The following is a 24,839-nucleotide window of genomic DNA, read 5'->3' as shown; positions in this document are numbered from 1 at the left end:
AGGTCAAGCACATAAGTGCCTACCGTTATTTGTTACTCCAACTTATCCAACAATCTATTCAACATTTGCTTAGCTCTTGCTTCTTTTACACCAAATATACTCCCAGCCTTTTCAAAGCTCACACCATTGCATATTAGTAAGAATAAATTATGTTCTTTTTCAGTTGCTACACTTTCTATAACAGCTTCTAATTCATTATAAAATATACTTTCTTCAACATTATTATCTATATCATGAGTTTCTGCTTGATCATTCACATTAAAAAAATCATCTATATCAATATCTTCATTATATGCATCACTATTATTTATTGTTTTGTGATAGTTCAATATAAATTCTTTCACTGTTGCTTTATCATAACTCATACATAATCAACTGCCTTTGCAACACGTTTTAATATAACTTGTCTCGCATGCCTTAACGTTAACTGACTAACACCCATCACATCAGCTATAACTTCATCTGTGTACTTTTTATCATCCCACCATGTGAGTTTAATAATCTGCTGCACTTTTACATCACTATCGTTATAAACTTGAGTAACGCCTTTTACAATCGATTCTAGGTTTATATACTTTGATTTGTCCATATCATTAGCCTTATTCTTATAAGTATCAACCATACTATGATAATTACGCATGTAGCGTTCTAATATAGGATAATCTACATCATTTAAACTTCTAATCACACAACCAACTCCTCATGTTCATTATTTAATGATTGCTTTACTTCTATTACAAAATTTTTATAAATGACCTCGTTCTCTTTTTCATGCTGCTTATTACGTTCTAAACGCTTATGATGATGTACTTTATATAAATCTTCCTGTAACTTATCAATCGTCTTTAATGGCTTGTTACTGCCATTAGATTTAAAGTATCTCATTACTTCTTGCTGCTCTTTGGGTGTGTAATTATGGATGATTTTCTTTAATAAATTTAACTTCTTAGTACTACTATTTTTAAAACGATTCAATTCTTCTTTTTGATCTATAATCCATAAAACTAACTTCTCTAACGGATATGAAATTGAAATCACACCCAACACATCATCACAACTCATGTGAGATACATTTAAATGATACATAGCATCGATTTGTTCTTGTATCGCTCGTATCTTACTATTGATGAATTGTGGATTATAGTGCGTTAATAATTCATATTCCGTAATTTTCTTTTCTTCGTAATACCACAAAACTGATTTACAACGTTTTAATATCATAGTAGCCCTCCTAGACATGTATAATGGAACAAATTTATTTATTAGTCATCATCATCTACACCAAATATGTCATACACCGTTTTATTTCTACCTTTATTAGCAAGCATTTCAGCCAATGCATCATCTTGTGTTTTTGGTGTTTTAGGTTCCAATATTTTTAATCGCGATTCTACGGTTAGCCCTAATTTAGGCGCAATGCTATTTAATTGTGATAACGAATCTCTTTTTATAGCATGATTCTGATTAAGCTTTGTACCACGTTCAGTAACAATAATTGCATCCTCATTTTTCATACGTATAGTTGCATTGATGTAATCTGAATAGGCTGTACAATAAGCAGAAACTAATGCTAAATCTAAACTAGCTACAGGCAATTCTTGTAGTAATGGAAATATCCTATGCCATTCTTTTGTAGCCGTATCATCTAGCCATTCAGGAGGTTCTGGTGATAGTTTTGTTAATTGCTGCAATGCTTCTTCTGTAGCTTGTTTCGTTTCCTGAACTTCTGTAGTTAATCTACTCTTTTGTTGTGACAATAATTTTCTTTGAGCCATTAAAACTCCCCCCTTTTCTTATACATCCTATTACGTAAAGCCATTTTACTTTACGCATTTTCAACTTTCATTTTCAACATTCGGTTAAGATTAAGTATCGAGCGATTACAAATCTTTTTAAAATACGTGGGCGCCTAACAGACCCCTGGCTTTTTAAATTAGTAATGCTTAGCTGGTTATAGCGCACGATTATGACGTACATTTATTATTTATATAGCTTTAATTACACAGTTATTACATGCTCTAAAACAAGCTCTAAATGCCTTCTATGAAGTCCATTTTCAGATGTTTTGTATTACTAATCATTATGATATTTATTTCATTTTATAACTTTATTTAGTTAAATAATTCAACTCAAACTATAAATGTTTTCATTCTCAAAATAAGTCATTATAATTGGAAAATTTATAACTATTGTATTAGTAATCTATTTGCTATTAACCTATTATCACTATTAAGCCTTTAACCTATGAATAAGTATGAAGATACTTATTGTATTCATCTTCATATTGAATGTTTATTTATAATTGTTTATTAATCTTCTTTTTATAATTTGTTTTAAATTAAATTTCAAATGAAAGAACAAAAACATTTTGTAATCATTTATCTTTTAAGTTTGTTCATCAAAGTTAATTCGTTCATCAATCTTCTATTGATAATACAAATGAATTCATTATGATCTAATCACTTATTTAAATACATTTTACTTATCTTAATATCATTGTTGATGTAACAACTTAATCTTTATCATCATTGAACTAATCTCTTTAATAATGTTCAATACAACTTCAATCATAATCTATCTTAAATACTTCTTAACTTAACATCACAACAACTAATTATTATTCTCTTCTGAATAAATGTTCATTATCAATATGTTAATAATGATCTAATCACATGTTAGATATGATTGCTTAATACTAAAATCAACCAATGCTATTCCCTTCACAATAAAACTTGATATTAAAACAGCCACCACCACAAGTATAAGAGCAGAACAAGTGATGATGGCGTACAAAGGAAGTATGCAACTTTCAAGAACAAGCTATTAAACAACCGATACCAGAAGAATTAGTGAATGTTTTATAAAGCATTCAAGGTAGATTTCTACCTACTTACATTATACTACATAAAACATATTATAACAACATTATTTTATAAGTTAATTATTTTGTGTTTACCGATACTAATTCAATCTTATCAACATTACCAATCGTTGTATTATCCATACCCAATTTACTAGCGTAACATTGTACTGATACCGATTTATTATTCTTAGCTATATCGATTAATTCTTGCAATCCCTCACCTTTATCACGAACCCTATCAACTTGAATACCAAAGCCAATGAATTCTTCTTTAATAACAGTAAGTACACCTGAATCTTTACTGTTAGCAACAAATGAATTCTCATTGTTGTTTATCACAATATTTATACCATCAGTATCTTTAAAGTTTTTAAACACTCTTCTAGTTAAAGAACCTTTTTTATAATTAATATCAGAACTAGCCACACCATCAACGGTAGCTATCCCAACTTGTGTATTTGAATATAATGGTTTTAAAATAATAGTGTTTTTCTTTTCATCAAAGCCTAAAGCATAATCTTGTTTTATTGGACTTAATACTGTGTAACTCATTTATAATCCCCCTTTTACCATTTATGGTTTCCGTTATTGTATTCTGAATCAGCACGACCATTTATATTAAATAACATTTCTTTAAAACTATTGGCTAATGTAGTTGGATTAGTATTCGTTTTAAATGGATCATCAACTAAACTTGTATTACGTTGTAAACTCAATCTCCATTGGTCTGGGTTGTTTATTGCAGTATTCATATAATTACGTCTTGATGCTCTACGAATAGCTTCCACCTTGTTAGCTGCAATCTTCTCATATACTTCATAAGCTTCTTGTAATTTTCCGTTGAATTCTTGAATTAGTTTACTGTTATTATCTTTTAATTCTTTAACCTCTTTATCATATGCAGCATTAAATGCTTTTATATCTTCATCTAATAATTTATGATTGTCATCTTCACTTTGCTCATATAATTCTACAATTGTATTTTCCAGTTTTTCTTGTTCCTTTTTAAGCGATACAATCATAGCGTAATCATTTTCATTTTTATAATGTGACATCTTAAAATCAAATTCTTTTAATTTGTCAGTGACTTTGCTTTTTTCTAAAGCCACATGTTTTTTATTCTCCACCTTTGGTTCAATTACCTTATTAAATACTTCGATTGATTTTTCATTTACTTTAGTCATTTAAAAACTCCCTTATTTTTTAGTTATAAAATCTTTATACGTTTTAATTTGTTTTCTGCGTTTCATTTCATTAATATATTGTTTCACTTCTTCAATATCTTCAAGCTTAGTTACATAACGCCTGATTACTGTATTTAAATAACTCTCTGACACATTACTTATATTAGTTGGCAATCTAGCAACAATTTGATTAGCCACATCCCTATACCACATGTGCATATCCCCTTTTAATTAATAGATATAATAAGTCGTTAATATCTTTAATGAGTTTGTAACTATATGAATTTAAGTGTCTATATCTCTTTTAAAGGTGCTTGATACTTCGTTCACTTATTGGATAAAACCAGTTTAGATCATCAGCACTTTTAGGTTTAAATCCAGCAAGTGCCATCGCCTCTTTCATATTGCTGTTTGATATATAAAAGCCATATGGTTCACGTTCAAACATATGCTTTAAGTTATAGCTGGAATAGTTTTCGTTCACTGTCTTTATAGGTTCTAACTGCTTACACCACATTAATACAGTTTCTAGTTGTTCCATTGTCATATCGTTAAATTCAATCGCATTGAATCCTAAATTGTTATAAGCCATGTATTCTTGTAATTCATCATCGTTAAAGTAAAATACTTCACGTGGATATTCTGTAATCACACGGTGTGTATTGTTATTAGTTACTACTGTTCCATATCTATTGCCACTGTTATATAGGTATCTCATTTTCTTAATCCTCTTTTCTTTGTAATAAATCCTAAATAGTTTTTAGTACGTGCTATTACTAATTCAAAGCCACCATGTGCAATCAATTTATAACTAGAACGCCTATTTGTATTAGGTACATAGCTTTCACGCCATGCCACCCAATTTTTATTAATGTATTCTACATAAACTACTGACGCTCTACTGATTGAACAGAAATACATTTCTTCTGGTATGCCAACAATTAACCCTATTTTTTCAGCTTGTTCATCATAATTTATTTCAATATTAGTAGCCTGCACTTCTTACAGTCGCCTCCCAACTTCTCTCATCAAATATATCTCCGTTTTTATTATCCCCAATTAATATACGCAACGGTTCAATATCAACGTTACATTGCTTCGCATAACTTGCTGCTTTATATAAATCATCGTTTCTATATTCACTTTCACTATTTACAATACGTTGATATGCTTGTTTACCTAATCCACCTTTACTAGTACCTAAATGGTCGAAATTATGATCTGATAACACTTGTTTCATAGAATACGGTTCTAAAATTTGTTGCGTATAATTACCACGTTTAGAAAATATACGATTTTCAAATTCTCCATTATATTCTGTTACATCTTTTTTATTGTGTTTATAAATCCCCTTATGTGTTCGACTATTAGCTAACACAAAATAATTGTTATCATGTGCCTTTATATCTACAGATGGTAAATAATCTATTTTTTGACCGTATTCAACGCCAGCACGTTTTTGGAATATTATATGCTTGCCACCACTAGGCGTCGTTTGTACTAAAGTATTTTGTGCATTAGCTACAACTTCGGCATAAAAAGGTATCATTTTTAAACTTTCTAATCCGTTACTACCTTCTTGATGATCTACATCAATATCGATACACCATAGACCACGTGTAAGCACACCTAATACATGCGTTTGATGATACAAACTTGAATGATATTCAATGAAATTGTCGGTAACATCTATATCAGCAAATGGAATACTTGGCTTTTTGTACTGATTTAAAGGTATAACTTGAATATTCTTTTTTAATAAATATTTTGCTACATGATAACCTGTCATTGAATACCTCCTTTACTAACCCTTATAACGCTTATTTTTCCTTTAGTAGCTAAATTATTTTACACTTACAAAAAACGCTATAGAAATTAGAGCTATAAGAGTTAGTGACTGTTGTTACAACGTTTTAAGGGTTATGATAAGAGTTAGTAAGGGTTAGTCTAACCCTTACTCTTCTGAAATTAATTCTAATGCCATATTAAACAATTCTGGATTTTCTACTTTATGAACTTTTGTATTTACTCCATCTATCCATTTTTGATTATTTATGCTTATTCCGATTTTCTTCATATCATCTCTAGCTTGTTTGTACCTCAAACTTTTATAATCCTGTTCAATCATTTTTTGTAATGTTTCATCACCAGCAAATAAAAAACTTTGTTTTGCTAAAACTTTAATCATATTAACCTGTGTTTCAGTCAATTCATCTTCACTGAAATAGTTTTTGAGTGTTACATCACTAAACTTAAACTCTCGACCAGTTTCTTTCAGATATTCCAAACTCGCAATCAAAAATGAAACTGCAGCTGCTACTGATTTCTTACCATTTGGCTGTACAAAATCCCAATATGGCTTAAATATTTGATAACGTTCTTCATCTGTCTCGTTAAGTGGTCTATCTTTGAGTGAAATTTTAATTGTACGTGTAGTGTTCGCTGTAATTTCCCCTGTATCTACACTTTCGTTTGTATCGAGAATTAACACTGCATTATTTTTAAATGTGAATGCGTTTCTGCCAATACCACGACCAGAAATTACTTCACCAGTAGCAATTTTTCTTAAAATACGCATCATACTTTCTGTAATCTCGCCTGTTTCGTTAGCATGAGCAATATCTGCACCATAAAAGTTCATCCATTCGTTTTGTGACTCAAAACCTCGAGATAAAAGAGCATCAAAATTAACTTTATTAACCTGTAACAGTGCATCAAATGTAGTCATAAACAACCCTTTACCTGAACGGCCAAAATCCTTCATCAAAAACCATTTCTCAGCCTGTATAATGTTCATTTTGCGATACATAGTATATGCATGTACTAACATTAAATTATTCTTACTTTTATCACTTTCAGTAACTAGATCATAGAATTTTTCAGGTATATCTGTATCAATCGCTGATGCATTAACATCATATTTTTTCGCGTATAATTCGTCTGAATTGAGTGTTTTTTTCTTAAACTCTAAGTTTCTGCAATCGTAAATCCAATTGTTACCTGCAATGGTATATGGAAGGATATTGTAACCATGTTCTACATTTAAGTGTTCACGGTACATTTCAAGCATGACTTCTAAAAAGTCGTTTATCTGATGCTTATTATCGACTGGATAATTTAAGGCAAAATTTGTGTCGTCTATCACTTCATACGTGTTACTTTTGACTATTAAAAATGCATCTAATTCATCTGAATAAATCACTTTATTTGATATTAAATCTGCAATAAATCTTGCATAATTGTTGAATGAACCTGCTGCAAAACTTGCTTTCTTTTCCTCTTCACCATTATCATTTTCTGTAATTTTAGTATTTACAATTCCGTAAATTACTCCAATTTCTTTGGGAATTATGATATAATCTAAAGTAAGGTTATTAATGTAATCACCAATATCATTCTTTTCACGATGATATAAATTACCTTTATTATTAAAAACTTGTTTATCACTAGAGATAGAAGCGAAATTGATTCGCTTACTAATCTCCTTGATTCTGGATAAACTTGTTGTATTGATATAATCTAAATTTGAATGAAATTCAAAATGTTGTTTATAAAGTGTTGTTTCGTCCATACAATCAACCTTTCATATATGTTAGTATTTAGTTAGATATTTTTAGTTAAATATTTGCGTTTAGGCGTTATCATTCTGCTTGCCGGCTTGTGATAATGCCTTTTTTTCTTTGTTAATTTGTCTTTGAATATCATCATGCATTGATTCAATATCATTTCTGATTGCTAATAAAGTAGATGTAGTTACATAAATTTGTTTGATATTATTATTGATAGCTTGATGATAAACAGGCTTATTATTCTTTACTGCATATGCTCTTTCATCCTCTAATTCTGATGATTCCATACCGAGATAGTCCAATACTGACTGAATCTTATTTCTCAAATCTGCAAATTCCACGCTTTCTTGTACTTTTTCTGAATAATTCATTTTATCTACTCTCCTTATAAAAATTAATAACTTTATTATCTTTGCCTAATTGAACATTTATACCGTGAAAGGCACAAACATTTTTAAGTCGTTTCGTTTTTTGCTCGAATTCTTTCATTGATTTATGAAAATCTTCATACAAATAATTAATTACTGGCTCAATATCATCTAATGCGATATTAGCTATTGCATTCGCCCCTAAATTATCTCCTTCTTCTCTATACGCTTTTACTTTTTCACTTAATATACCTACTAACTCTGAAAGTCTGTTCATTTCTCCATTCAAAGAATAAACTTTATTAGAAGCGCTCGTCATTTCTTCAAAAGCATTTAAAATTTCAATATTCATATTATTCAACCTCCATTAATTGTTTTCTAATTTTTCTATCGTTAAACCATTCTGATACTGCCCATGATGTAATAGCTAGTGGACTATATAAAGCCATACTATTAAAAATATCTTCTGTCACATAACCTACTGTAAATGAAGTCAATGAGCTTGCTGCGATAAGTGTTCCGAATAATTTCATATTTGTATTCACCTCCTATTGTCCTACTGAAATTGAATTACTAAATAATTCATCGATAGGCATTCCATATAATTCAGATAAAATTTTCGCTTCTGGTAGTGTGAAATTTGCTTTGTTTAGCTCTTTCAAAGAGTAGCGTTCTTTTGAGATACCTAATTTACGAGCAACGAGCGCTTGATTGTGACCATGTTCCTTACGTTGAATATAAAGATGTGGATATGCTATTTTTTTCATCTTTCTTCCTCCTTTATTTCAAAATCAAATAAGTATTCTATATTTACATTTAGATTTTCTGATAATTTTTTTGCCATTTTAGGACTTGGTGTAACTTTGTTATTAACAATCAAACTTAGATAAGAAAGCGAAATACCACTAATTTTTGAAAAGCTTCTTAAACTGTGACCATTTTTAGCAATCAAATATCTCAACTCAGGTATATTAGTTTTTATCATATTTCCACCTCACTTTTGTTACTTAAACAAGTAACATTTATTTGGTACACCTTTAATATAAACTAAATTAAGTTACATTACAAGTACAAATTAAAAAATGTTATCTATTTTTGTTACATTTATGGTAAACTCTTGTTGAGGTGATTGATATGAATCAAGATGGAACGTTAGGCAAAGCAATAAGAAATGCCAGAAAAAGTTATCCACTTACACTAGAAGAATTAGGCGAAAAGGTAGGGGTGACTCATGCATTCTTGTCACGTGTAGAAAACAATAAGGTTATACCAAATGATGAGTTGCTTATCAAAATAGCGAAAGTATTAGATTTCAATGATAGTCAAGATTTTTTAAATGAATTCAGAATATTGGCAGGTAGTTATGAAAATATAGAAGAAAACACAACATTTTTTAATGATTTGAAATCTAGTGGCAGATTAGAAATTAATAAATATAATGGCAAAAAGAGTGTTGTCGACAAGCCATATTACAAATTAAATTATCTATTTGAATCTGAAAACAAAATTTTTTATGATATAAAAACTTCTATTTTTGGTGAAAAAATAGCGACTGTAGAATTACCACATGATGTATTACATCAAATATATAAATTGGTAAATATAGAAATCATAAAAACAATTAAAAATAACCCCAGTCTATTAAAAAGTATTCAAAACCCAGAAGTTATTAAAGAGTATCAAAACGAAAGAATGAATAAAAAGACTGAATTCACCGAATATATGGAGTACTTAAATATAACAGATTCAATAGAGGATTTTATGCGTGAAATATATGACGATGAATATTTAACTTAATGAGGTGATCTAATTGCAACACGACCTTAAACTATCCCACAATATCTATAAAGATGCTAAACGTGGTACATATTACTTCCGTATCACATACTACGATAAGACGAATACAAGAAAAGAGATAAAACGTACTGGATTTAAGCAACGTAAGGAAGCTGTGAAGGCTTGTAACGCTTATATGGATGAATTAGAGGGCATCGGCAAGATTAATCAATTGCCTTTTGATAAGCTGGTAGAGGAGTATGTGGATTGGTACACAGCAAGACGTAAATCATCAAGTGTGAAAGCATTAAAGACACATACTAATAATCATTTAGTACCCTATTTTAAATCAATGGACGTTTTCAACATGACAACACAAGATATTATGAAGTTTCAGAATAAAAAGATGAAAGAAGCTCATTCAGGAGAATATTTGAAAAAGATGCATGTGTTCTTGGTAACTATATTGAACCATGCTATGAAGTATCATGATCTAAAACAAAATGTTGCATCATTAGTCGGTAATTTTGAAATTGAAACACAGAAACGCTTGAATTACTGGACGTTAGAGCAATTTAATCAGTTTTATGATATTTTGCCTACTATTCAACAAAAATTATTCTTCAAGTTGCTGTTCTATAGTGGCGCACGCAAGGGAGAAATTAGAGCGCTCACATGGGAAGATGTGAACTTTGACGATGATTATATCCATATAAACAAAACGGACTACCACGGCGAAGTGACAGCCCCTAAAACGAAAGCAGCCATACGTGATATATATTTACCTACTCACATGATGGATGACTTACGAAATTATTTAACTTGGTATAAAGAGAATAACATATATAAGGATAATTATGTATTGTTCGGAACATTCTTTAAAGCGTTCAGTGAATCAACTATAGATCGTTGGTTTACTAATGCACTAAAAACTTTAGATGACGAATTACCAGCTGGTGAAACATTCCCACGTATTGTAATCCATGAGTTAAGGCACAGCCATGCTTCTATGTTAGTCAATCATGGTGCTAGTTTAATGATAATTGCACAAAGATTAGGTCATTCGTCTATAGAAGAAGTAAGCTCACGCTATGGCCATTTGTACCCTAGTACACAAAAAGAAATTATAAAATATTTATAATACTTTCCAAATCTTGGAAGGTATTTTTTTATATGCTTGTGGCAATACTGTGGCAATACTGTGGCAACAAAAATAAAAAGCCCTCAACCACAAGGATTGAGAGCTATGTAGTGGAGACGGCGGGAGTTGAACCCGCGTCCAAAGGTCCTGATACACATCTTTCTACGTGTGTAGTCTATTAGTCAATTTCGCGTAATGAGAGGTAATAGACAACCAACATTACGCTAGTTTGATTAGATCTCTTCTAAACAGACTTCAAACGGCAGTGTTTAGCGTAGCCTACTAAGGTTGAATCGCGTTAACAGTGCATAGACGACACTGTTAGGCGATGCAGAGTGCGATTAGGCAGCTACTGCGAAATTATTGTTTTCTTTGCCAGTTATTATAAACTGTGTGTGTTGTTGCGGAGACAACCCTCCGACACGCTTAATGAGCTCTGGGGACCCCTGTCGAATCCATAAACGTCCCCTCGATGAATGAATGTACTTCCTGCATCTCACTGATACCTTATGTTTTACAGAAAGTACATTTAATACTAACAAAAATTGCTTACTTTAGCAATAGATTAGCTTAATAACGGGCTTTCATTGCTCTATCTACGTCACGTTTCACTGCTTTTTCTTTTAATGCTTGACGTTTATCATATTTTTTCTTACCACGTGCAATACCTAACAAGACTTTACAGTTACCGTGTTTTAAATAAAGTTTTAATGGAACAATAGAATATCCAATCTCACGCGTACGTTCACCCAATTTAATAATTTCACGTTTGTGTAATAGTAATTTGCGTGAACGTCGTGGATCATGGTTAAAGCGATTGCCTTCTTCATAAGGCGCAATATGCATATTTTGCAGATAGATTTCTCCACCTTTTACTTGTGCATAGCTATCTTTTAAGTTGGCACTACCACGACGAATGGATTTGATCTCTGTTCCTTGTAACACAATGCCCGCTTCAATCGTATCTTCGATATTATAATCATGTCTGGCTTTACGATTTTCTGCTAATGTACCTGGTGATTTTTTCTTTGGCATTGAGTTTCACCTCTTCGCTGATTTATTTTTTCTTTTTACGTGCTTTGTTTTTGACTTTTTTATCTTTGTAAAACGGTTTGTGTTTAGTGTTACCACTTTTTTGGCTATCACGATTACGCTGGTTTTTACCTTTACGTGATTTTTTCTTTTTATTACCTTTACCTTGCTGACGGTCATCTTTTGACTTATCTAACGACTTACCACGTGTTTTGGCTTGAATCGTTTTTCCACGTGCTGGTCTTTGACTACGTTCATTTTTAGGCAATGGCATACCTACGATTTGGAAATCAATCATACGTTCGTCCACATCGACATGGATAACTTTAATTTTCACTGCATCACCTATGCGGAAAACTTTAGCTTGACGTTCACCAATCATCGCCATTTGGCGTTCATCAAAATGATAATAGTCATCTGTTAAGTTGGCAACGTGTACCATTCCTTCAATGGTATTTGGTAATTCAATAAACATACCAAAATTAGCAACAGAACTAATAATACCTTCAAATTCATCACCAATATGCTGTACCATAAATTCTGCTTTCTTCAGTTCATCTGTGTCACGTTCGGCTTCAATCGCACGACGTTCTCTTTGAGATGTATGTTCTGCAATTTCTGGTAAGCTATCTTCCCATTTTCTTAACTCTTTTTCGTCCATTGCATTATCGATTAAATACTTACGAATGAGACGGTGTACAGTTAAATCTGGATAACGACGTATAGGTGACGTGAAATGTGTATAATATTCTGCTGACAAACCAAAATGACCTAAATTGGTGTCATCATAATGTGCTTGTTGCATTGATCTTAACATCATGGTAGAGATAACCATTTGTTCTGGTAAACCATCTACTTCTTGTTGAATTTTTTGTAATGTTGAAGGATGGATGTCTTCTCCTGTACCTTTAATCATCAAGCCGAAATTCGTAATAAAATCGAAGAATTGGCGTAATCTATCTGATTTTGGTTGCTCATGTACACGATAAATAAATGGTACATCTAACTTATCAAAATGTTCTGCTACAGTTTCGTTAGCAGCTAACATAAATGATTCAATTAATCGTTCACCTTCTCCACGATTACGCACTTGAATATCGGTAGGTAGACCTTCCTCATTAACTAACACTTTAGCTTCATTTATATCAAAATCAATTTCACCACGACGTTTACGCATTTGGATAAAACGTTGTGACAAATCTTGAGCCAAATCTAGCATTGGTGTTACTTCGCTATATTTGTTACGTGTAGCTTCATTTTTATCTGTTATTATTTCGTTTACTGCATCATATGTCATACGATAATCAGAATGAATAACACTGTCGAAGATTTCATGATTAACGATATCACCCTGCGCATCTATTTCCATACGACAGCTTAATGTTAAGCGATCTACATCTGGATTCAATGAGCAAATCCCATTACTTAAACGATGTGGAATCATCGGTATGACTCTATCTACTAAATAGACACTTGTAGCACGATCATATGCTTCTTTATCTAATGCCGAATTTTCTGTGACATAATAACTAACATCGGCAATACTCACAGTTAATTGTGTATTACCATTAGCTAATTGTTTTACACTAATCGCATCATCCAAGTCTTTGGCATCTGCCCCGTCAATGGTTATAGTGAGTTCATCACGTAAATCACGTCTACCAGTAATTTCTGATGGTTTGATTTCATCTGGCACTGCTTCTGCCTCTTCTAACACGTTATCAGGAAATTCAATTTCTATACCATGTTGATAGATGATTGATAAAATATCCACACCTGGATCATTTTTATGCCCTAATATAGCTGAAACATGGCCTTCTGGATTAGAATTATCATCGGCATATTTAGTAATTTGTACTAACACCTTATGACCATCTACCGCACCTAAATTTTGACCTTTAGGAATAAAGATATCTTGCATAATACGTTTATCATCTGGTAAGACAAACCCGAAGTGACGTGCTTCACTGTAAGTACCTACTACTTGTGTCACTGAATGTGTTTCGATAGATTTTACTTCACCTTCAGTTTTCCCTTTATGTTCACCACGTGAGTTTTGTACTTCTACAAGGACCGTATCACCATCCATCGCTCTGTTAATCTTAGTAGGTGGAATAAAGATATCATCCATTTCACTATCTTCTGGGCGTAGAAAGGCAAATCCTTTTTTATTTTGGCTTAGCTTACCTTTTACTAATGCCTTCGTTTTTTGTTTCGAAGCTACTTTTCTTTGGTATCTATCTGTTTTAGTTCTTTCTATTAAACCAGTTTGTTCTAGTTCAACTAGCACCTTTATTAAATCTCTAAATGAGTCGGCACTGCTTAAACCTAATGCATCTTGGAAATCTGACACTGACATTGGTTCATAGTCAGGTTGTTTAATGATTGTTTCAATAGATTGCTTTAAATTCATCATGCCCCTCCTTTCTATATTTTAATTTTAAAATAATTATTCAGACCAATCTAACGATTCTAAAAACTTGAGAACATCTTCAAAAAGTTGTTCTTTTTCTTTATCAATAGTAATGACATGACCAGAGTTGGCATACCATTTTATTGTTTTATCATCCGATTCGCTTTCATTGTATATAATATTAGCTGAATCAGTATTAATCATTTGATCCAATTCGCCTTGTGCTACAAAGATTGGATCCATCACTTCATCAACATGATCGCGTACATCTTGAATTTGTCCTTGTAATTCTTTCAATGTCTCAGTTGGTTTGAAAGCGGACATTTCAGCTTCTATCGTTGAAGCATCTTTACCTTCATACTTTTTAAAGGTACGTGCATAATCTAATACACCTTCAAACATAGAACCTTCAGTCTTAATGTACATAGGCGAACACATGGTTACAATACCCTTTACATCTCGATTTAAGCTTATTTTTAATGCATAACACCCACCTAGTGATATACCTGCTACCGCAATTTCATCATAGCCTTTATCGACTAAATAATCGTATGCATCCAAGGCATCCTTATACCAAACATGTGGGCTGGACTTTAAAATTTCTTCTGGGGGAGCTGCATGTCCTTCATATTGAGGTGCATAACAAGTATAACCTTGTTTTTGTAAAAAACGCCCCATCTGTCTAACATCTGCAGAGTTACCAGTAAAGCCATGTAATAATAAAACAGCACGATTACTTTCTTCAAATAAGAAAGGTTCTGGAAGTTTAATTTGCATTTTGTTCAATCCTTTCACTGTCATGTCACATAGTTTTGCCACCTTGGCACTTTATGTTTTATCATCATGATGAGCTGTTTAGCTTCTCAAGTACTATTATAAATAAAAAAGCCCGACTTTAACATTGTCGGACCTTATATACCCAAATATGTTATGCCTAACATTAACAAGAAGAAAATGATAGACAATACAATTGTTAATCTATGCAAGAATAAATCGACACCGCGTTGCTTTTGTTTACCAAATAACTGCTCTGCACCACCACTAATTGCGCCAGAAAGTCCATTACTTTTTCCTTCTTGGAGTAATACAACAGTTACTAATGCAATACAATCTATAATTAATAGAACTATTATTAACGAGTGCATAAACATTGTCCTCCATTCATTATATACGAAACGCATTATATCACACGTTCGTCTATTTTATCAAATACCTATCGATTAAACGTACTTTTTCGTTTGATTGATACTACTAACATATATATTGCGATAAGCGTAGAAGCAACTAACACAATAATCAGTGGTAAAGTACTTAATACTGACTTAGCATCACTGATAGCTTGTAAGACTACAGAAACATTAATCAAATTATATAAAACATTAGTCGTGAATGCCGCAAACATAAACCACCATAAATACGTGTGACGATTCCAAATAGCTATAATACCTGCTAAATATGCTAATACATACATAACACCTGTGTATTGAAAACTATTACGGATAGTACCAATTGCATTGTCAGTCGCTTTTTGCCCACTATTTGTCAACAATTGTCGCACTACACTATCATCTAAAACTATGAAATTGTGAATAGCAGAAAGTATTGCCAATATTAGCGAACTATATGCGATAAAGTGTGCTGTCTTTGTTACTCTAGACTTTTGATTTTCATCCATTTCCAAGTACTCCTTAAGATATTTCCATACTTTATTATATCAGTTTCAAAGTTAAAGATGAATAATTCTGATAGAAACTTTCCATATTGATGCAAAAATAAACACGTAAGTCGATTGACCTACGTGTTTATCCGCGTGAACTCATTTAATTTAAGCTATATTATTTAGATAAATTATAGAATGCTTTAAGTCCTTTGAACTTAGCTGTTTCGAATAATTCATCTTCGATACGTAATAATTGGTTGTATTTCGCAATACGGTCTGTTCTTGATAATGAACCAGTTTTGATTTGACCTGCATTTGTAGCAACTGCAATATCAGAAATTGTTGTATCTTCTGTTTCACCAGAGCGGTGAGAAACTACAGCTGTGTATCCAGCTTTTTGAGCCATTTCAATAGCTTCAAATGTTTCAGTCAATGTACCGATTTGGTTAACTTTGATAAGGATTGAGTTACCAATTCCTTTTTCGATACCTTCTTCTAATTTAACAGTATTTGTAACGAATAAATCGTCACCTACTAATTGTACACGGTCACCAATACGATCAGTTAGAACTTTCCAGCCGTCCCAATCGTTTTCATCCATACCGTCTTCAATAGTAATGATTGGATATTTATTAACTAATTCTTCTAAGTAATCAACTTGCTGTTCAGCAGTAAGTTTCGAACCGTTTTCACCTTCGAATTTAGCATAATTATATACGCCATCTTCAAAGAATTCTGATGAAGCACAGTCAAAGCCTAAGAATACATCTTTACCTGGCTCTAAGCCTACTGCTTTAATTGCTTCTAAAATAGTTTCTACTGCATCTTCAGTACCTTCGAATTTAGGTGCAAAGCCACCTTCGTCACCTACTGCAGTTTCTAAACCACGGTTTTTAAGGATTGATTTCAAGTTGTGGAAGATTTCTGCGCCCCAACGTAATGATTCTTTAAATGTAGCAGCGCCTACTGGTAAAATCATAAATTCTTGGAATGCGATTGGTGCGTCTGAGTGAGAACCACCATTTACGATATTCATCATTGGAACTGGTAATTCTGTACCGTTAAATCCACCTAAATATTTATAAAGTGGTTGTCCTAATAAATCAGCAGCTGCACGCGCTACAGCGATAGATACACCTAAAATAGCGTTTGCTCCTAATTTACCTTTGTTTTCAGTACCGTCTAATTGAATCATCATTTTATCAATAGATACTTGATCTAAAGCTGAGAATTCACCTTCAACGATTTCTGGTGCAATAATTTCATTTACATTTTCTACAGCTTTAGTAACACCTTTACCTAAATAACGTGATTTATCTCCATCACGTAATTCAACTGCTTCGTGTTCACCTGTAGAAGCACCTGAAGGTACTAATGCACGTCCGAATGCACCACTTTCAGTTAATACTTCAACTTCAACTGTTGGATTACCACGTGAGTCTAAGACTTCGCGAGCATAAACATCTGTAATAATTGGCATGTTTGTTAATCTCCTTTTTCCTAAGTAGTTTAGAGTTTTTATTTTTGCACTTTCATTATAGCTTGATTCAACGTAAATATAAAATAATTTAATTATTGAAACAAACTGTGATTATGAAAACAAGTCATATGATTACCTTATCTAAGAAGATAGTCATAACTTATTATTCTTAAATCTTGGTTGTTTTCTTACTGTTATTTAGAATGATTGATTAACGTTTCACCAGTCATATCTTCTGGTTGTTGAACATTTAATAAATCTAATAATGTTGGTGCTAAGTCACCTAAGCGACCTGTTTCACGTAATGTGACACCTTCTTTAGTAACAATAACTGGTACTGGGTTAGTTGTATGTGTTGTCATAGGTTCATCGTTGTCAGTTAGTACCATGTCTGAGTTACCATGATCTGCTGTAATAATCGCATGACCACCCATGTCGATAATTTTATCTACGACTTCTCCTAGACATTCATCTACAGCTTCAATTGCTTTGATTGTAGGTTCTAACATTCCACTATGTCCAACCATATCTGGATTCGCAAAGTTCAATAGAATTAAATCTAAATCACCTTGGTTTAACTCTTCGATTAAAGCGTCTTTTACTTCATAAGCACTCATCTCAGGTTTTAAATCATACGTTGCAACTTTAGGTGAATCGATTAAGCGTCGACGTTCCCCTTCAAATTCGTCATTACGTCCACCACTCATAAAGTAAGTCACGTGTGGGAATTTTTCAGTTTCAGCAATACGTAATTGTTTTAAACCGTTATCTTGTGCTACTTCACCGATAGTATTTGTTAAATCTACTTTTTCAAAGACAATTTCTGCCGCAACATTATCATTGTATTTTGTAAAAGTAGCATAGTATAAGTCTTTCACTTGTTCTACTTTAAAACCATCAAATACTTTATTTGTGAATACTTCAGAAAGCTGTGCAGCTCTGTCTGGACGGAAATTGAAGAAAATCACTGAATCTCCATCATTCACACCATTGTTTTGGTCAGCAATAATAAATGGTTCTACGAATTCATCAGTAAGGTCTTTAGCATAGTTTGCTTCGACACCTTCTTTTGCAGTAGCAAATGTTGGTCCATCAATGTTGCGAATCGCATTATATGCTTTTTCTTCACGGTCCCAACGCTTGTCTCTATCCATTGCATAATAACGACCTGAAATAGATGCGAATTGACCGATACCAATTTCTGCAAATTTAGCTTCTGTGTCTTCGATAAATTTTAATGCTGATTTTTGATCAACGTCACGTCCATCTAAAAATGCATGAACATATACTTTATCGAGACCTTGTTTTTTAGCTAATTCCAATATTGCAAATAAGTGTTTGTAATGACTGTGCACACCACCATCTGACAATAATCCAAAGACATGTAGCGCAGTATTATTATCTTGTACGTGTGTTATCGCATTATTTAACACTTCATTGTCAAAAAAGTCACCGTCTTCAATAGACTTGTTAATACGAGTTAAGCTTTGATAGACAATACGTCCAGCACCAATATTCATATGACCAACTTCTGAATTACCCATTTGGCCTTCTGGAAGTCCTACATCCAAACCACTTGCTTCGATTTGTGTCGTTGGATATTGGTCAAAATAACGATCAAAGTTCGGTTTGTTAGCTAGTTTGACAGCATTTCCATGTTCACTTTCACGATTTGCAAAACCATCCAAAATGATTAATGCAGTTGGTTGTTTAGCCATATTATTTAGCACCTTCTAACAATTGTACAAAATCGTCGACTTTAAGAGATGCTCCACCTACTAATGCGCCGTCGATATCTGTTTCAGCCATGTATTCTTTAATGTTGTTAGGTTTCACACTACCACCATATTGAATACGAGTTGCGTCTGCTACGTCTTGGCTTGTAGCATCAGCGATTGTTGTTCTTACAAATGCACACATTTCATTTGCATCTTTAGCTGTAGATGATTTACCTGTTCCAATTGCCCATACTGGTTCATAAGCAATTACAACTTGTTTCAATTGTTCGTCTGATAAACCTTCAATAGCTTTTTTCACTTGATTACCTACAACTTCATTTGCTTTACCACTTTCACGTTCTTCATCTGTTTCACCTACACAAATGATTGGAGTCATGCCGTGGTTAAATACTGCATGTGCTTTTTTGTTAATTTCTTGATCAGTTTCGTGGAAAATGTCACGACGTTCTGAATGTCCAATAACAACAAATTTCACACCTAAATCTGCTAATGCTACTGGTGATGTTTCGCCAGTAAATGCACCATTATCTTCAAAATATGCATTTTGCGCACCGATTTGTAATCCTTGTGCTTTCCCTTCATTTACTAATGATACTAAAGCATCTAATTGAATTGTTGGTGCACAGATTACTGATTCAACTTCATTAGTATCTGGTAATGTTGGTAATTCATTGATAAAATCTTTAGCTTCTTGAACTGTTTTGTTCATTTTCCAGTTACCAGCAATAATTGGTTTTCTCATTACAATACACTCCTATTAATTGATTTATAATTATCCTTTAATATAACTATCAGTCATACTTAGTGCGGAATTTATTTATTGGCAATTGCTACAACGCCAGGTAATTCTTTACCTTCAAGATACTCTAGAGATGCTCCGCCACCTGTTGAAATGTGACTGAAATCATCTGCATAGCCTAATGAAATTGCTGCAGCTGCTGAATCGCCGCCACCAATAATAGTATTTGCATCTTTTAATTCAGCGATTGCTTCACAGACACCAATTGTACCTTTAGCAAAGTTACTCAATTCGAAGACACCCATAGGTCCATTCCATACTACAGTATGAGCACCTTGTAGTTGTTCTTTAAATAAGTCGACAGTTTTAGGACCAACATCCATCGCTTCTTGATCAGCAGGAATGTCATCTGTTGATACTACCGTAATCTCAGCATCATTTGAAAATTCTTTAGCGATTTTACAATCAACTGGTAAAACGATTTGGTCACCAGCACGCTCAAGTAATTCTTTAGCAAAATCGACTTTATCTTCTTCTAATAATGATAAGCCAATTTCTTTACCTTGTGCTTTAAAGAACGTATAAGACATGCCACCACCAATAAGTACTTTATCAGCGATTTTCAATAGGTTAGTAATCACACCTATTTTGTCTGAAACTTTCGCACCACCAAGGATAGCTACTACAGGCTTATCAGGGTTTTCTACAACGCCACCGATATATCTAATTTCTTTTTCCATTAAGAAACCTGCTACTGTTTCTAAATTAGCTGCAATACCTACGTTAGATGCATGTTCACGATGTGCTGTACCAAACGCATCATTTACAAAAACATCGCCTAATGAAGCCCAATATTTACCTAATTCAGCATCATTTTTTGATTCTTTTTTACCATCAACATCTTCAAAACGAGTATTTTCGACTAATAGTACATCGCCTTCATTTAATTCTTGAATAGCTTGTTCTAATTGTTCTCCACGTGTTTCAGGAACAAAAACCACGTTTTTATTTAATTTTGTTGATAATGCTTCGGCTACAGGTTTTAATGTTAATTCTTGTTTATCACTTTCTTCTTTTACTTTTCCTAAGTGTGAGAATAAGACGATTTTACCACCTTGTTCAACAATGTAATTAATTGTCGGTAAGGCTTGAACGATACGGTTATCGTCAGTAATTTCTCCATCTTTCATAGGAACATTAAAGTCAGCACGAACAAGTACAGTTTTACCTTTTAATTCTATATCAGAAACGATTTTTTTAGCCATTTAAACTACCTCCTTTTAATGGGACAATACAGTAAAATAAGCGGAGAAGCGTTTGTGCTCCCCGCTTACTCCTAAGCTTATAGTTAAAATTTAACAGCACAACAAGCTTGCTAAATTAATATTTAAACTAAAATTATTTAGCTTGTGATGCTAATTGTTCTAAAGTACGAACTAATTGTGCAGTGTAAGACATTTCATTGTCATACCAAGCTGCTACTTTAACCATTTGTTGGTTACCAACAGTCATTACACGAGTTTGTGTAGCATCGAATAATGAACCGTAAGTCATACCGATTACGTCAGAAGAAACGATTTCGTCTTCAGTGTAACCAAATGATTCGTTTGAAGCATTTTTCATTGCACTATTAACGTCTTCAACAGTTACTTCTTTGTCTAATACAACTGTTAATTCAGTTAATGAACCAGTAGCTACTGGTACACGTTGAGCGCCACCATCTAATTTACCATCGATTTCAGGAATAACTAAACCGATTGCTTTAGCAGCACCTGTTGAGTTAGGAATAATGTTTTCAGCAGCTGCACGCGCACGACGTTTGTCACCTTTTCTGTGAGGAGCGTCTTGTGTGCTTTGGTCACCAGTGTAAGCATGGATAGTAGTCATTAAACCTTCTACTAAACCGAAGTCATCGTTTAATACTTTAGCAACTGGAGCTAATGAGTTAGTAGTACATGAAGCACCTGATACAACTGTTTCAGAACCATCTAATTCATTGTGGTTAGTGTTGAATACGATTGTTTTTAAATCACCTGATGCTGGAGCAGAGATTAATACTTTTTTCGCACCTGCGTCGATATGAGCTGATGCTTTATCTTTGTCTGCGAATAAACCAGTACATTCTAAAACAACATCGATATCTAAGTCGCCCCATGGTAATTTATTTGGATCTGGTTCTGAGAATGATTTAACTTCTTGACCATTTACACGGAAACCGTCATTTTCTACTTCAACTTCTCCTGTGAAACGTCCTTGCATAGTGTCATATTTTAATAAGTGTGCTAACATTTCATCATCTGTTAAGTCGTTTACTGCTACAACGTCGATTCCATCAACGTTTTGAATTCTTCTAAATGCTAAACGACCGATTCTACCAAAACCATTAATTGCTACTTTAACTGCCATTATAATGGCCTCCTTTAAAAATGATATTTAAAAAGTGAAATCACTTTTTATTACTATAATCTGAAATAACTTCTGCCGCACCTTCATCTGTAATTAATACAGTGTTGGCAGGGGCAATTGATAGGTAAGCTTTAATTGCTTCTCCTTTTGACTTACCCCCAGCGACGGCAAAAATAAACCTTTTTGACTCAAGGTCTTCTAACTGTAGTCCAATTGTTTTAACTCTATGCACTACATCGCCTCGATCATCGAAGTAATAACCAAATGCTTCTCCGACGGCATTATGATGTTGAAGTTTATCCACAATTTCTTGCGGAGACTGGCGTCTTTTAGCCATTTTCAGCGCATCACCAATACCGTGAATTGTAATATTTGATTCTCTAATTTTTTCAAGTGTATGAATTACTGATGGTTCATTTAATAATGTATTATACGTTGTTTCACTTACATTATCCGGTACATAAAGTGTGGTATATTCACCATTTGTTTGCTGAGCCATGCTTGCAGCAATGGTGTTTGCCTGATACACAACATTTTCACCGAGACCACCTCGAGCTGGAACAAAAAAGACATTGTATGGTTGTTGATGCATAGCTTCACTGACATAAGCCATTGTGGAACCACCCGTAACTGATACAACTGAATTTTCATACAGACTATTTTCCAATAATTGACCAGCTTGTCTTGCTAACTCAATTTTAACGGAACGCTCATTATCTGTATCACCAGGTATCACATAAACATCGCGAATACCATATTGCTCTTTAATGCCTTGTGCTAAATGATGACTATCTGAATACACATTAAAATAACTATTTAATTGTTGTATTGTCAGTTCACCTTCAGCTGTAATTTCCATTCCTGTTGGTTTAACTTTGATAAGTTCTTGCTTCTTTAACATATCTGTTTCGGAACGCAATACCCGCTCTGTTAAATCCATATACTCACTTAAACTTCGTCTACCTACAGGTTGATTTTTAGCGATAGTAGTTAATATAGAAAAACGACGATACATTTTTTCAACAATTTCAGGCACTAACTTCTGTTGAATATTTATCAAGTCTTTCACTACTATCCTCCTCCAATTCCAAAATAAAGGGTCATCTTACAACCATAGGTTGACTTTTTCCGTCCCTAGTGGGACAAAAAAATATAACCATTTACAATTGCAATACTACTACTATATCTAGAGAATTGCAAGCATAAGAACTACCCCTTTAAAATGAATGTGCTTACATCATTGCTATAAGGTCTTACGTTATCAATAATACCCTTATTACTTAAATCTAATCATCACTAAACTACAAATTTGCAGTGAAATAAATTGACCCACAGAGACACTGTCCATCATAATTTAAGTATAATTAAATTTTTATTCTTGTGAAGTGGAGGGGCATAATTTGTCCAAAGAAAAACAAAATGAAGTTATTGAACCAGGTGATCAACGATATCGAAATGATGATTATTTTAATAACCAAAACGGTCACTATCAATCAAGAGGTTATATTAAAACTTTTAATTGTGGTTGTGGTCCAATTGGTTGCGGCTGTTTCACACTCATTTTTCTCTTATTCCTAATTTCATCATTAGTAAGTTATATTTTAAATTGGATATTTTAATTCAAAAAAACGCCTAAGCAGATTGCTTAAGGCGTTTATTATTAATCATCTTCTGATGAGCTAGACTGATTACTTTGTTGTGATGAACCTTCGCTGTTTTGGGAACTATTATTTGTTGATGGTTTATCTTGAGTTTTCGGTTCTTCGGTCTTTGGTTCTTCGGTAGACGGTTCTTCAGTAGACGGCTCTTCTGTAGATGGTTCTTCTGTTTCAGGTTCTTCGGTCTTTGGTTCCTCTGTCTTTGGTTCTTCAGTAGACGGCTCTTTGGTCTTTGGCTCTTCTGTCTTTGGTTCCTCTGTAGATGGCTCTTTGGTCTTTGGTTCTTCGGTCTTTGGTTCTTTTGTTTTTGGCTCAGACGTACGTTCTTCTGTTGTCGCTGGCTGTCTCGTCTCTTCTGTAGTTTGAGGAACTTGTTGTGTTTGCTGAGTTTGCTGTGTTTGTTGCGTTTGTTGTGTTTGTTGCGTTTCTTGAGTAGACTCTTCAGTATCTTTTTTCTTTTTTTCTTTATCTTTATCTTTTTTCTTATCTTTGTCTTGTTGTTCTTGTTTTTGATCAGATAAGCGTTCATTAGCTTTATTAGAATGATCTACAAAAGCAAAAATTGCAAAAATCAGGCCACCAAGTAATAACAATACAATTATTCCACTTATAATTTTCGACAAATTACTCATATTTTTTTATGCTTATCATCAAAATTAATTTTTGATGTGCATTTACTTCCCCCTCACTTTTCAGTATTATATTGCGTTTATGCTATGCATTTTATGCGTATTTGATTATTGAAGTACGAAACTATATTTTACACTATTCAGGGATTTTATTAAACTCTTTAATTTAAAATTACCTCCTG

The 24,839-nt window shown here is 33.1% G+C and carries 31 protein-coding genes and 1 other RNA gene; 3 read left to right on the top strand and 29 right to left on the bottom strand.

Annotation, left to right across the window (positions count from 1 at the left end; genetic code table 11):
* Positions 1-32: 32 nt before the first annotated feature.
* The 16 genes from JVU85_RS05435 to JVU85_RS05360 form a co-directional block, all read right to left on the bottom strand.
* Positions 33-365: a sigma-70 family RNA polymerase sigma factor gene (locus JVU85_RS05435; protein WP_112369628.1), complete on the bottom strand. Its 333-nt coding sequence runs from the start codon at positions 363-365 to the stop codon at positions 33-35.
* Positions 362-688, bottom strand: coding sequence for a hypothetical protein (locus JVU85_RS05430; RefSeq protein ID WP_343283681.1), 327 nt, complete (start codon positions 686-688; stop codon positions 362-364). Before JVU85_RS05430 ends, JVU85_RS05435 begins: the two co-directional genes overlap by 4 nt.
* Positions 685-1,221 carry a pathogenicity island protein gene (locus tag JVU85_RS05425; protein ID WP_204172124.1) on the bottom strand — a complete coding sequence of 179 codons (537 nt, stop codon included), beginning with the start codon at positions 1,219-1,221 and terminating at the stop codon, positions 685-687. The genes JVU85_RS05430 and JVU85_RS05425 overlap by 4 nt, the downstream gene beginning before the upstream one ends.
* Before the next feature lie 41 nt (positions 1,222-1,262).
* Positions 1,263-1,775, bottom strand: coding sequence for a phage terminase small subunit P27 family (locus JVU85_RS05420; protein ID WP_204172123.1), 513 nt, complete (start codon positions 1,773-1,775; stop codon positions 1,263-1,265).
* A gap of 1,166 nt (positions 1,776-2,941) precedes the next feature.
* Positions 2,942-3,415: a hypothetical protein gene (locus tag JVU85_RS05415; protein ID WP_204172122.1), complete on the bottom strand. Its 474-nt coding sequence runs from the start codon at positions 3,413-3,415 to the stop codon at positions 2,942-2,944.
* A gap of 14 nt (positions 3,416-3,429) precedes the next feature.
* Positions 3,430-4,047: a hypothetical protein gene (locus tag JVU85_RS05410; RefSeq protein ID WP_204172121.1), complete on the bottom strand. Its 618-nt coding sequence runs from the start codon at positions 4,045-4,047 to the stop codon at positions 3,430-3,432.
* Between the two features lie 12 nt (positions 4,048-4,059).
* The gene (locus JVU85_RS05405) at positions 4,060-4,260 is read right to left on the bottom strand and encodes a hypothetical protein (RefSeq protein ID WP_239441165.1); all 201 of its coding nucleotides are present in this window, start codon (positions 4,258-4,260) and stop codon (positions 4,060-4,062) included.
* Between the two features lie 91 nt (positions 4,261-4,351).
* Positions 4,352-4,765, bottom strand: a complete 414-nt coding sequence (locus JVU85_RS13930) for a hypothetical protein (protein WP_239441164.1) — start codon at positions 4,763-4,765, stop codon at positions 4,352-4,354.
* Positions 4,762-5,046, bottom strand: coding sequence for a pathogenicity island protein (locus JVU85_RS05395; RefSeq protein WP_204172119.1), 285 nt, complete (start codon positions 5,044-5,046; stop codon positions 4,762-4,764). The genes JVU85_RS13930 and JVU85_RS05395 overlap by 4 nt, the downstream gene beginning before the upstream one ends.
* Positions 5,033-5,836, bottom strand: coding sequence for a bifunctional DNA primase/polymerase (locus JVU85_RS05390; RefSeq protein ID WP_204172118.1), 804 nt, complete (start codon positions 5,834-5,836; stop codon positions 5,033-5,035). Before JVU85_RS05390 ends, JVU85_RS05395 begins: the two co-directional genes overlap by 14 nt.
* 165 nt (positions 5,837-6,001) lie before the next feature.
* Positions 6,002-7,618, bottom strand: coding sequence for a phage resistance protein (locus JVU85_RS05385; RefSeq protein WP_204172117.1), 1,617 nt, complete (start codon positions 7,616-7,618; stop codon positions 6,002-6,004).
* A gap of 60 nt (positions 7,619-7,678) precedes the next feature.
* Positions 7,679-7,987 (bottom strand): hypothetical protein, encoded by a 309-nt coding sequence (locus JVU85_RS05380; RefSeq protein ID WP_204172116.1) that lies wholly within the window; start codon positions 7,985-7,987, stop codon positions 7,679-7,681.
* A 1-nt stretch (position 7,988) separates the two neighbouring features.
* Complete coding sequence (locus JVU85_RS05375) at positions 7,989-8,336, bottom strand: hypothetical protein (RefSeq protein WP_204172115.1); 348 nt, start codon at positions 8,334-8,336, stop codon at positions 7,989-7,991.
* A gap of 1 nt (position 8,337) precedes the next feature.
* On the bottom strand, positions 8,338-8,517 hold the full coding sequence (locus tag JVU85_RS05370) for a hypothetical protein (RefSeq protein WP_204172114.1): 180 nt from the start codon (positions 8,515-8,517) through the stop codon (positions 8,338-8,340).
* Positions 8,518-8,532: 15 nt separating this feature from the next.
* Entirely contained in the window at positions 8,533-8,751 is a 219-nt protein-coding gene (locus JVU85_RS05365) for a helix-turn-helix transcriptional regulator (protein WP_204172113.1), read from the bottom strand.
* On the bottom strand, positions 8,748-8,969 hold the full coding sequence (locus tag JVU85_RS05360; protein ID WP_204172112.1) for a helix-turn-helix domain-containing protein: 222 nt from the start codon (positions 8,967-8,969) through the stop codon (positions 8,748-8,750). Before JVU85_RS05360 ends, JVU85_RS05365 begins: the two co-directional genes overlap by 4 nt.
* 149 nt (positions 8,970-9,118) lie before the next feature.
* Between JVU85_RS05360 and JVU85_RS05355 the strand changes: the two genes are divergently transcribed.
* Both JVU85_RS05355 and JVU85_RS05350 read left to right on the top strand, forming a co-directional pair.
* Positions 9,119-9,781: a helix-turn-helix domain-containing protein gene (locus tag JVU85_RS05355; RefSeq protein ID WP_204172111.1), complete on the top strand. Its 663-nt coding sequence runs from the start codon at positions 9,119-9,121 to the stop codon at positions 9,779-9,781.
* Positions 9,782-9,794: 13 nt separating this feature from the next.
* Positions 9,795-10,901, top strand: coding sequence for a tyrosine-type recombinase/integrase (locus JVU85_RS05350; protein ID WP_204172110.1), 1,107 nt, complete (start codon positions 9,795-9,797; stop codon positions 10,899-10,901).
* Between the two features lie 108 nt (positions 10,902-11,009).
* On the opposite strand, the gene ssrA is transcribed toward JVU85_RS05350, so the two are convergent.
* The 12 genes from ssrA to JVU85_RS05290 form a co-directional block, all read right to left on the bottom strand.
* Positions 11,010-11,370: a transfer-messenger RNA gene (gene ssrA, locus JVU85_RS05345) on the bottom strand.
* 101 nt (positions 11,371-11,471) lie between these two features.
* Positions 11,472-11,936, bottom strand: a complete 465-nt coding sequence (gene smpB, locus JVU85_RS05340) for an SsrA-binding protein SmpB (RefSeq protein ID WP_021459122.1) — start codon at positions 11,934-11,936, stop codon at positions 11,472-11,474.
* A gap of 22 nt (positions 11,937-11,958) precedes the next feature.
* Positions 11,959-14,346 (bottom strand): ribonuclease R, encoded by a 2,388-nt coding sequence (gene rnr, locus JVU85_RS05335; protein ID WP_204172109.1) that lies wholly within the window; start codon positions 14,344-14,346, stop codon positions 11,959-11,961.
* 36 nt (positions 14,347-14,382) lie between these two features.
* Positions 14,383-15,123, bottom strand: a complete 741-nt coding sequence (locus tag JVU85_RS05330) for an alpha/beta hydrolase (RefSeq protein ID WP_031266601.1) — start codon at positions 15,121-15,123, stop codon at positions 14,383-14,385.
* Between the two features lie 134 nt (positions 15,124-15,257).
* The gene (gene secG / locus JVU85_RS05325; RefSeq protein ID WP_002510527.1) at positions 15,258-15,491 is read right to left on the bottom strand and encodes a preprotein translocase subunit SecG; all 234 of its coding nucleotides are present in this window, start codon (positions 15,489-15,491) and stop codon (positions 15,258-15,260) included.
* A gap of 68 nt (positions 15,492-15,559) precedes the next feature.
* Complete coding sequence (locus JVU85_RS05320) at positions 15,560-16,021, bottom strand: hypothetical protein (RefSeq protein WP_002510528.1); 462 nt, start codon at positions 16,019-16,021, stop codon at positions 15,560-15,562.
* Positions 16,022-16,181: 160 nt separating this feature from the next.
* The gene (gene eno, locus JVU85_RS05315; protein WP_002510529.1) at positions 16,182-17,486 is read right to left on the bottom strand and encodes a surface-displayed alpha-enolase; all 1,305 of its coding nucleotides are present in this window, start codon (positions 17,484-17,486) and stop codon (positions 16,182-16,184) included.
* A 194-nt stretch (positions 17,487-17,680) separates the two neighbouring features.
* Positions 17,681-19,204 (bottom strand): 2,3-bisphosphoglycerate-independent phosphoglycerate mutase, encoded by a 1,524-nt coding sequence (gene gpmI / locus JVU85_RS05310; RefSeq protein ID WP_021459125.1) that lies wholly within the window; start codon positions 19,202-19,204, stop codon positions 17,681-17,683.
* A 1-nt stretch (position 19,205) separates the two neighbouring features.
* Positions 19,206-19,967, bottom strand: a complete 762-nt coding sequence (tpiA, locus tag JVU85_RS05305) for a triose-phosphate isomerase (RefSeq protein ID WP_021459126.1) — start codon at positions 19,965-19,967, stop codon at positions 19,206-19,208.
* A gap of 71 nt (positions 19,968-20,038) precedes the next feature.
* Positions 20,039-21,229: a phosphoglycerate kinase gene (locus JVU85_RS05300; RefSeq protein ID WP_002510532.1), complete on the bottom strand. Its 1,191-nt coding sequence runs from the start codon at positions 21,227-21,229 to the stop codon at positions 20,039-20,041.
* A 133-nt stretch (positions 21,230-21,362) separates the two neighbouring features.
* Entirely contained in the window at positions 21,363-22,370 is a 1,008-nt protein-coding gene (gene gap, locus JVU85_RS05295; protein WP_002510533.1) for a type I glyceraldehyde-3-phosphate dehydrogenase, read from the bottom strand.
* A gap of 40 nt (positions 22,371-22,410) precedes the next feature.
* Positions 22,411-23,439, bottom strand: coding sequence for a sugar-binding transcriptional regulator (locus tag JVU85_RS05290; protein WP_002510534.1), 1,029 nt, complete (start codon positions 23,437-23,439; stop codon positions 22,411-22,413).
* Between the two features lie 331 nt (positions 23,440-23,770).
* Between JVU85_RS05290 and JVU85_RS05285 the strand changes: the two genes are divergently transcribed.
* Positions 23,771-23,989: a hypothetical protein gene (locus JVU85_RS05285; protein ID WP_002510535.1), complete on the top strand. Its 219-nt coding sequence runs from the start codon at positions 23,771-23,773 to the stop codon at positions 23,987-23,989.
* A 41-nt stretch (positions 23,990-24,030) separates the two neighbouring features.
* On the opposite strand, the gene JVU85_RS05280 is transcribed toward JVU85_RS05285, so the two are convergent.
* Positions 24,031-24,660 carry a DUF4887 domain-containing protein gene (locus tag JVU85_RS05280; protein ID WP_031266603.1) on the bottom strand — a complete coding sequence of 210 codons (630 nt, stop codon included), beginning with the start codon at positions 24,658-24,660 and terminating at the stop codon, positions 24,031-24,033.
* Positions 24,661-24,839 lie beyond the last annotated feature (179 nt).

The organism is Staphylococcus sp. GDY8P72P (assembly GCF_016890655.1).
Taxonomy (GTDB): Bacteria; Bacillota; Bacilli; order Staphylococcales; family Staphylococcaceae; genus Staphylococcus; species Staphylococcus arlettae.
Note: the sequence above shows the minus strand (reverse complement) of the source record. Positions and strands in the feature narration are given on the sequence as shown.

What these genes read in the sequence shown, in the direction of transcription:
- JVU85_RS05435 (WP_112369628.1), bottom strand. Translation starts at nt 365, where the DNA reads ATGAGTTATGATAAAGCAACAGTGAAAGAATTTATATTGAACTATCAC.
- JVU85_RS05425 (WP_204172124.1), bottom strand. Translation starts at nt 1,221, where the DNA reads ATGATATTAAAACGTTGTAAATCAGTTTTGTGGTATTACGAAGAAAAG.
- JVU85_RS05420 (WP_204172123.1), bottom strand. Translation starts at nt 1,775, where the DNA reads ATGGCTCAAAGAAAATTATTGTCACAACAAAAGAGTAGATTAACTACA.
- JVU85_RS05415 (WP_204172122.1), bottom strand. Translation starts at nt 3,415, where the DNA reads ATGAGTTACACAGTATTAAGTCCAATAAAACAAGATTATGCTTTAGGC.
- JVU85_RS05410 (WP_204172121.1), bottom strand. Translation starts at nt 4,047, where the DNA reads ATGACTAAAGTAAATGAAAAATCAATCGAAGTATTTAATAAGGTAATT.
- JVU85_RS05405 (WP_239441165.1), bottom strand. Translation starts at nt 4,260, where the DNA reads ATGTGGTATAGGGATGTGGCTAATCAAATTGTTGCTAGATTGCCAACT.
- JVU85_RS13930 (WP_239441164.1), bottom strand. Translation starts at nt 4,765, where the DNA reads ATGAGATACCTATATAACAGTGGCAATAGATATGGAACAGTAGTAACT.
- JVU85_RS05390 (WP_204172118.1), bottom strand. Translation starts at nt 5,836, where the DNA reads ATGACAGGTTATCATGTAGCAAAATATTTATTAAAAAAGAATATTCAA.
- JVU85_RS05385 (WP_204172117.1), bottom strand. Translation starts at nt 7,618, where the DNA reads ATGGACGAAACAACACTTTATAAACAACATTTTGAATTTCATTCAAAT.
- JVU85_RS05380 (WP_204172116.1), bottom strand. Translation starts at nt 7,987, where the DNA reads ATGAATTATTCAGAAAAAGTACAAGAAAGCGTGGAATTTGCAGATTTG.
- JVU85_RS05375 (WP_204172115.1), bottom strand. Translation starts at nt 8,336, where the DNA reads ATGAATATTGAAATTTTAAATGCTTTTGAAGAAATGACGAGCGCTTCT.
- JVU85_RS05370 (WP_204172114.1), bottom strand. Translation starts at nt 8,517, where the DNA reads ATGAAATTATTCGGAACACTTATCGCAGCAAGCTCATTGACTTCATTT.
- JVU85_RS05365 (WP_204172113.1), bottom strand. Translation starts at nt 8,751, where the DNA reads ATGAAAAAAATAGCATATCCACATCTTTATATTCAACGTAAGGAACAT.
- JVU85_RS05360 (WP_204172112.1), bottom strand. Translation starts at nt 8,969, where the DNA reads ATGATAAAAACTAATATACCTGAGTTGAGATATTTGATTGCTAAAAAT.
- JVU85_RS05355 (WP_204172111.1), top strand. Translation starts at nt 9,119, where the DNA reads ATGAATCAAGATGGAACGTTAGGCAAAGCAATAAGAAATGCCAGAAAA.
- smpB (WP_021459122.1), bottom strand. Translation starts at nt 11,936, where the DNA reads ATGCCAAAGAAAAAATCACCAGGTACATTAGCAGAAAATCGTAAAGCC.
- rnr (WP_204172109.1), bottom strand. Translation starts at nt 14,346, where the DNA reads ATGAATTTAAAGCAATCTATTGAAACAATCATTAAACAACCTGACTAT.
- JVU85_RS05330 (WP_031266601.1), bottom strand. Translation starts at nt 15,123, where the DNA reads ATGCAAATTAAACTTCCAGAACCTTTCTTATTTGAAGAAAGTAATCGT.
- secG (WP_002510527.1), bottom strand. Translation starts at nt 15,491, where the DNA reads ATGCACTCGTTAATAATAGTTCTATTAATTATAGATTGTATTGCATTA.
- JVU85_RS05320 (WP_002510528.1), bottom strand. Translation starts at nt 16,021, where the DNA reads ATGGATGAAAATCAAAAGTCTAGAGTAACAAAGACAGCACACTTTATC.
- eno (WP_002510529.1), bottom strand. Translation starts at nt 17,486, where the DNA reads ATGCCAATTATTACAGATGTTTATGCTCGCGAAGTCTTAGACTCACGT.
- gpmI (WP_021459125.1), bottom strand. Translation starts at nt 19,204, where the DNA reads ATGGCTAAACAACCAACTGCATTAATCATTTTGGATGGTTTTGCAAAT.
- tpiA (WP_021459126.1), bottom strand. Translation starts at nt 19,967, where the DNA reads ATGAGAAAACCAATTATTGCTGGTAACTGGAAAATGAACAAAACAGTT.
- JVU85_RS05300 (WP_002510532.1), bottom strand. Translation starts at nt 21,229, where the DNA reads ATGGCTAAAAAAATCGTTTCTGATATAGAATTAAAAGGTAAAACTGTA.
- gap (WP_002510533.1), bottom strand. Translation starts at nt 22,370, where the DNA reads ATGGCAGTTAAAGTAGCAATTAATGGTTTTGGTAGAATCGGTCGTTTA.
- JVU85_RS05280 (WP_031266603.1), bottom strand. Translation starts at nt 24,660, where the DNA reads ATGAGTAATTTGTCGAAAATTATAAGTGGAATAATTGTATTGTTATTA.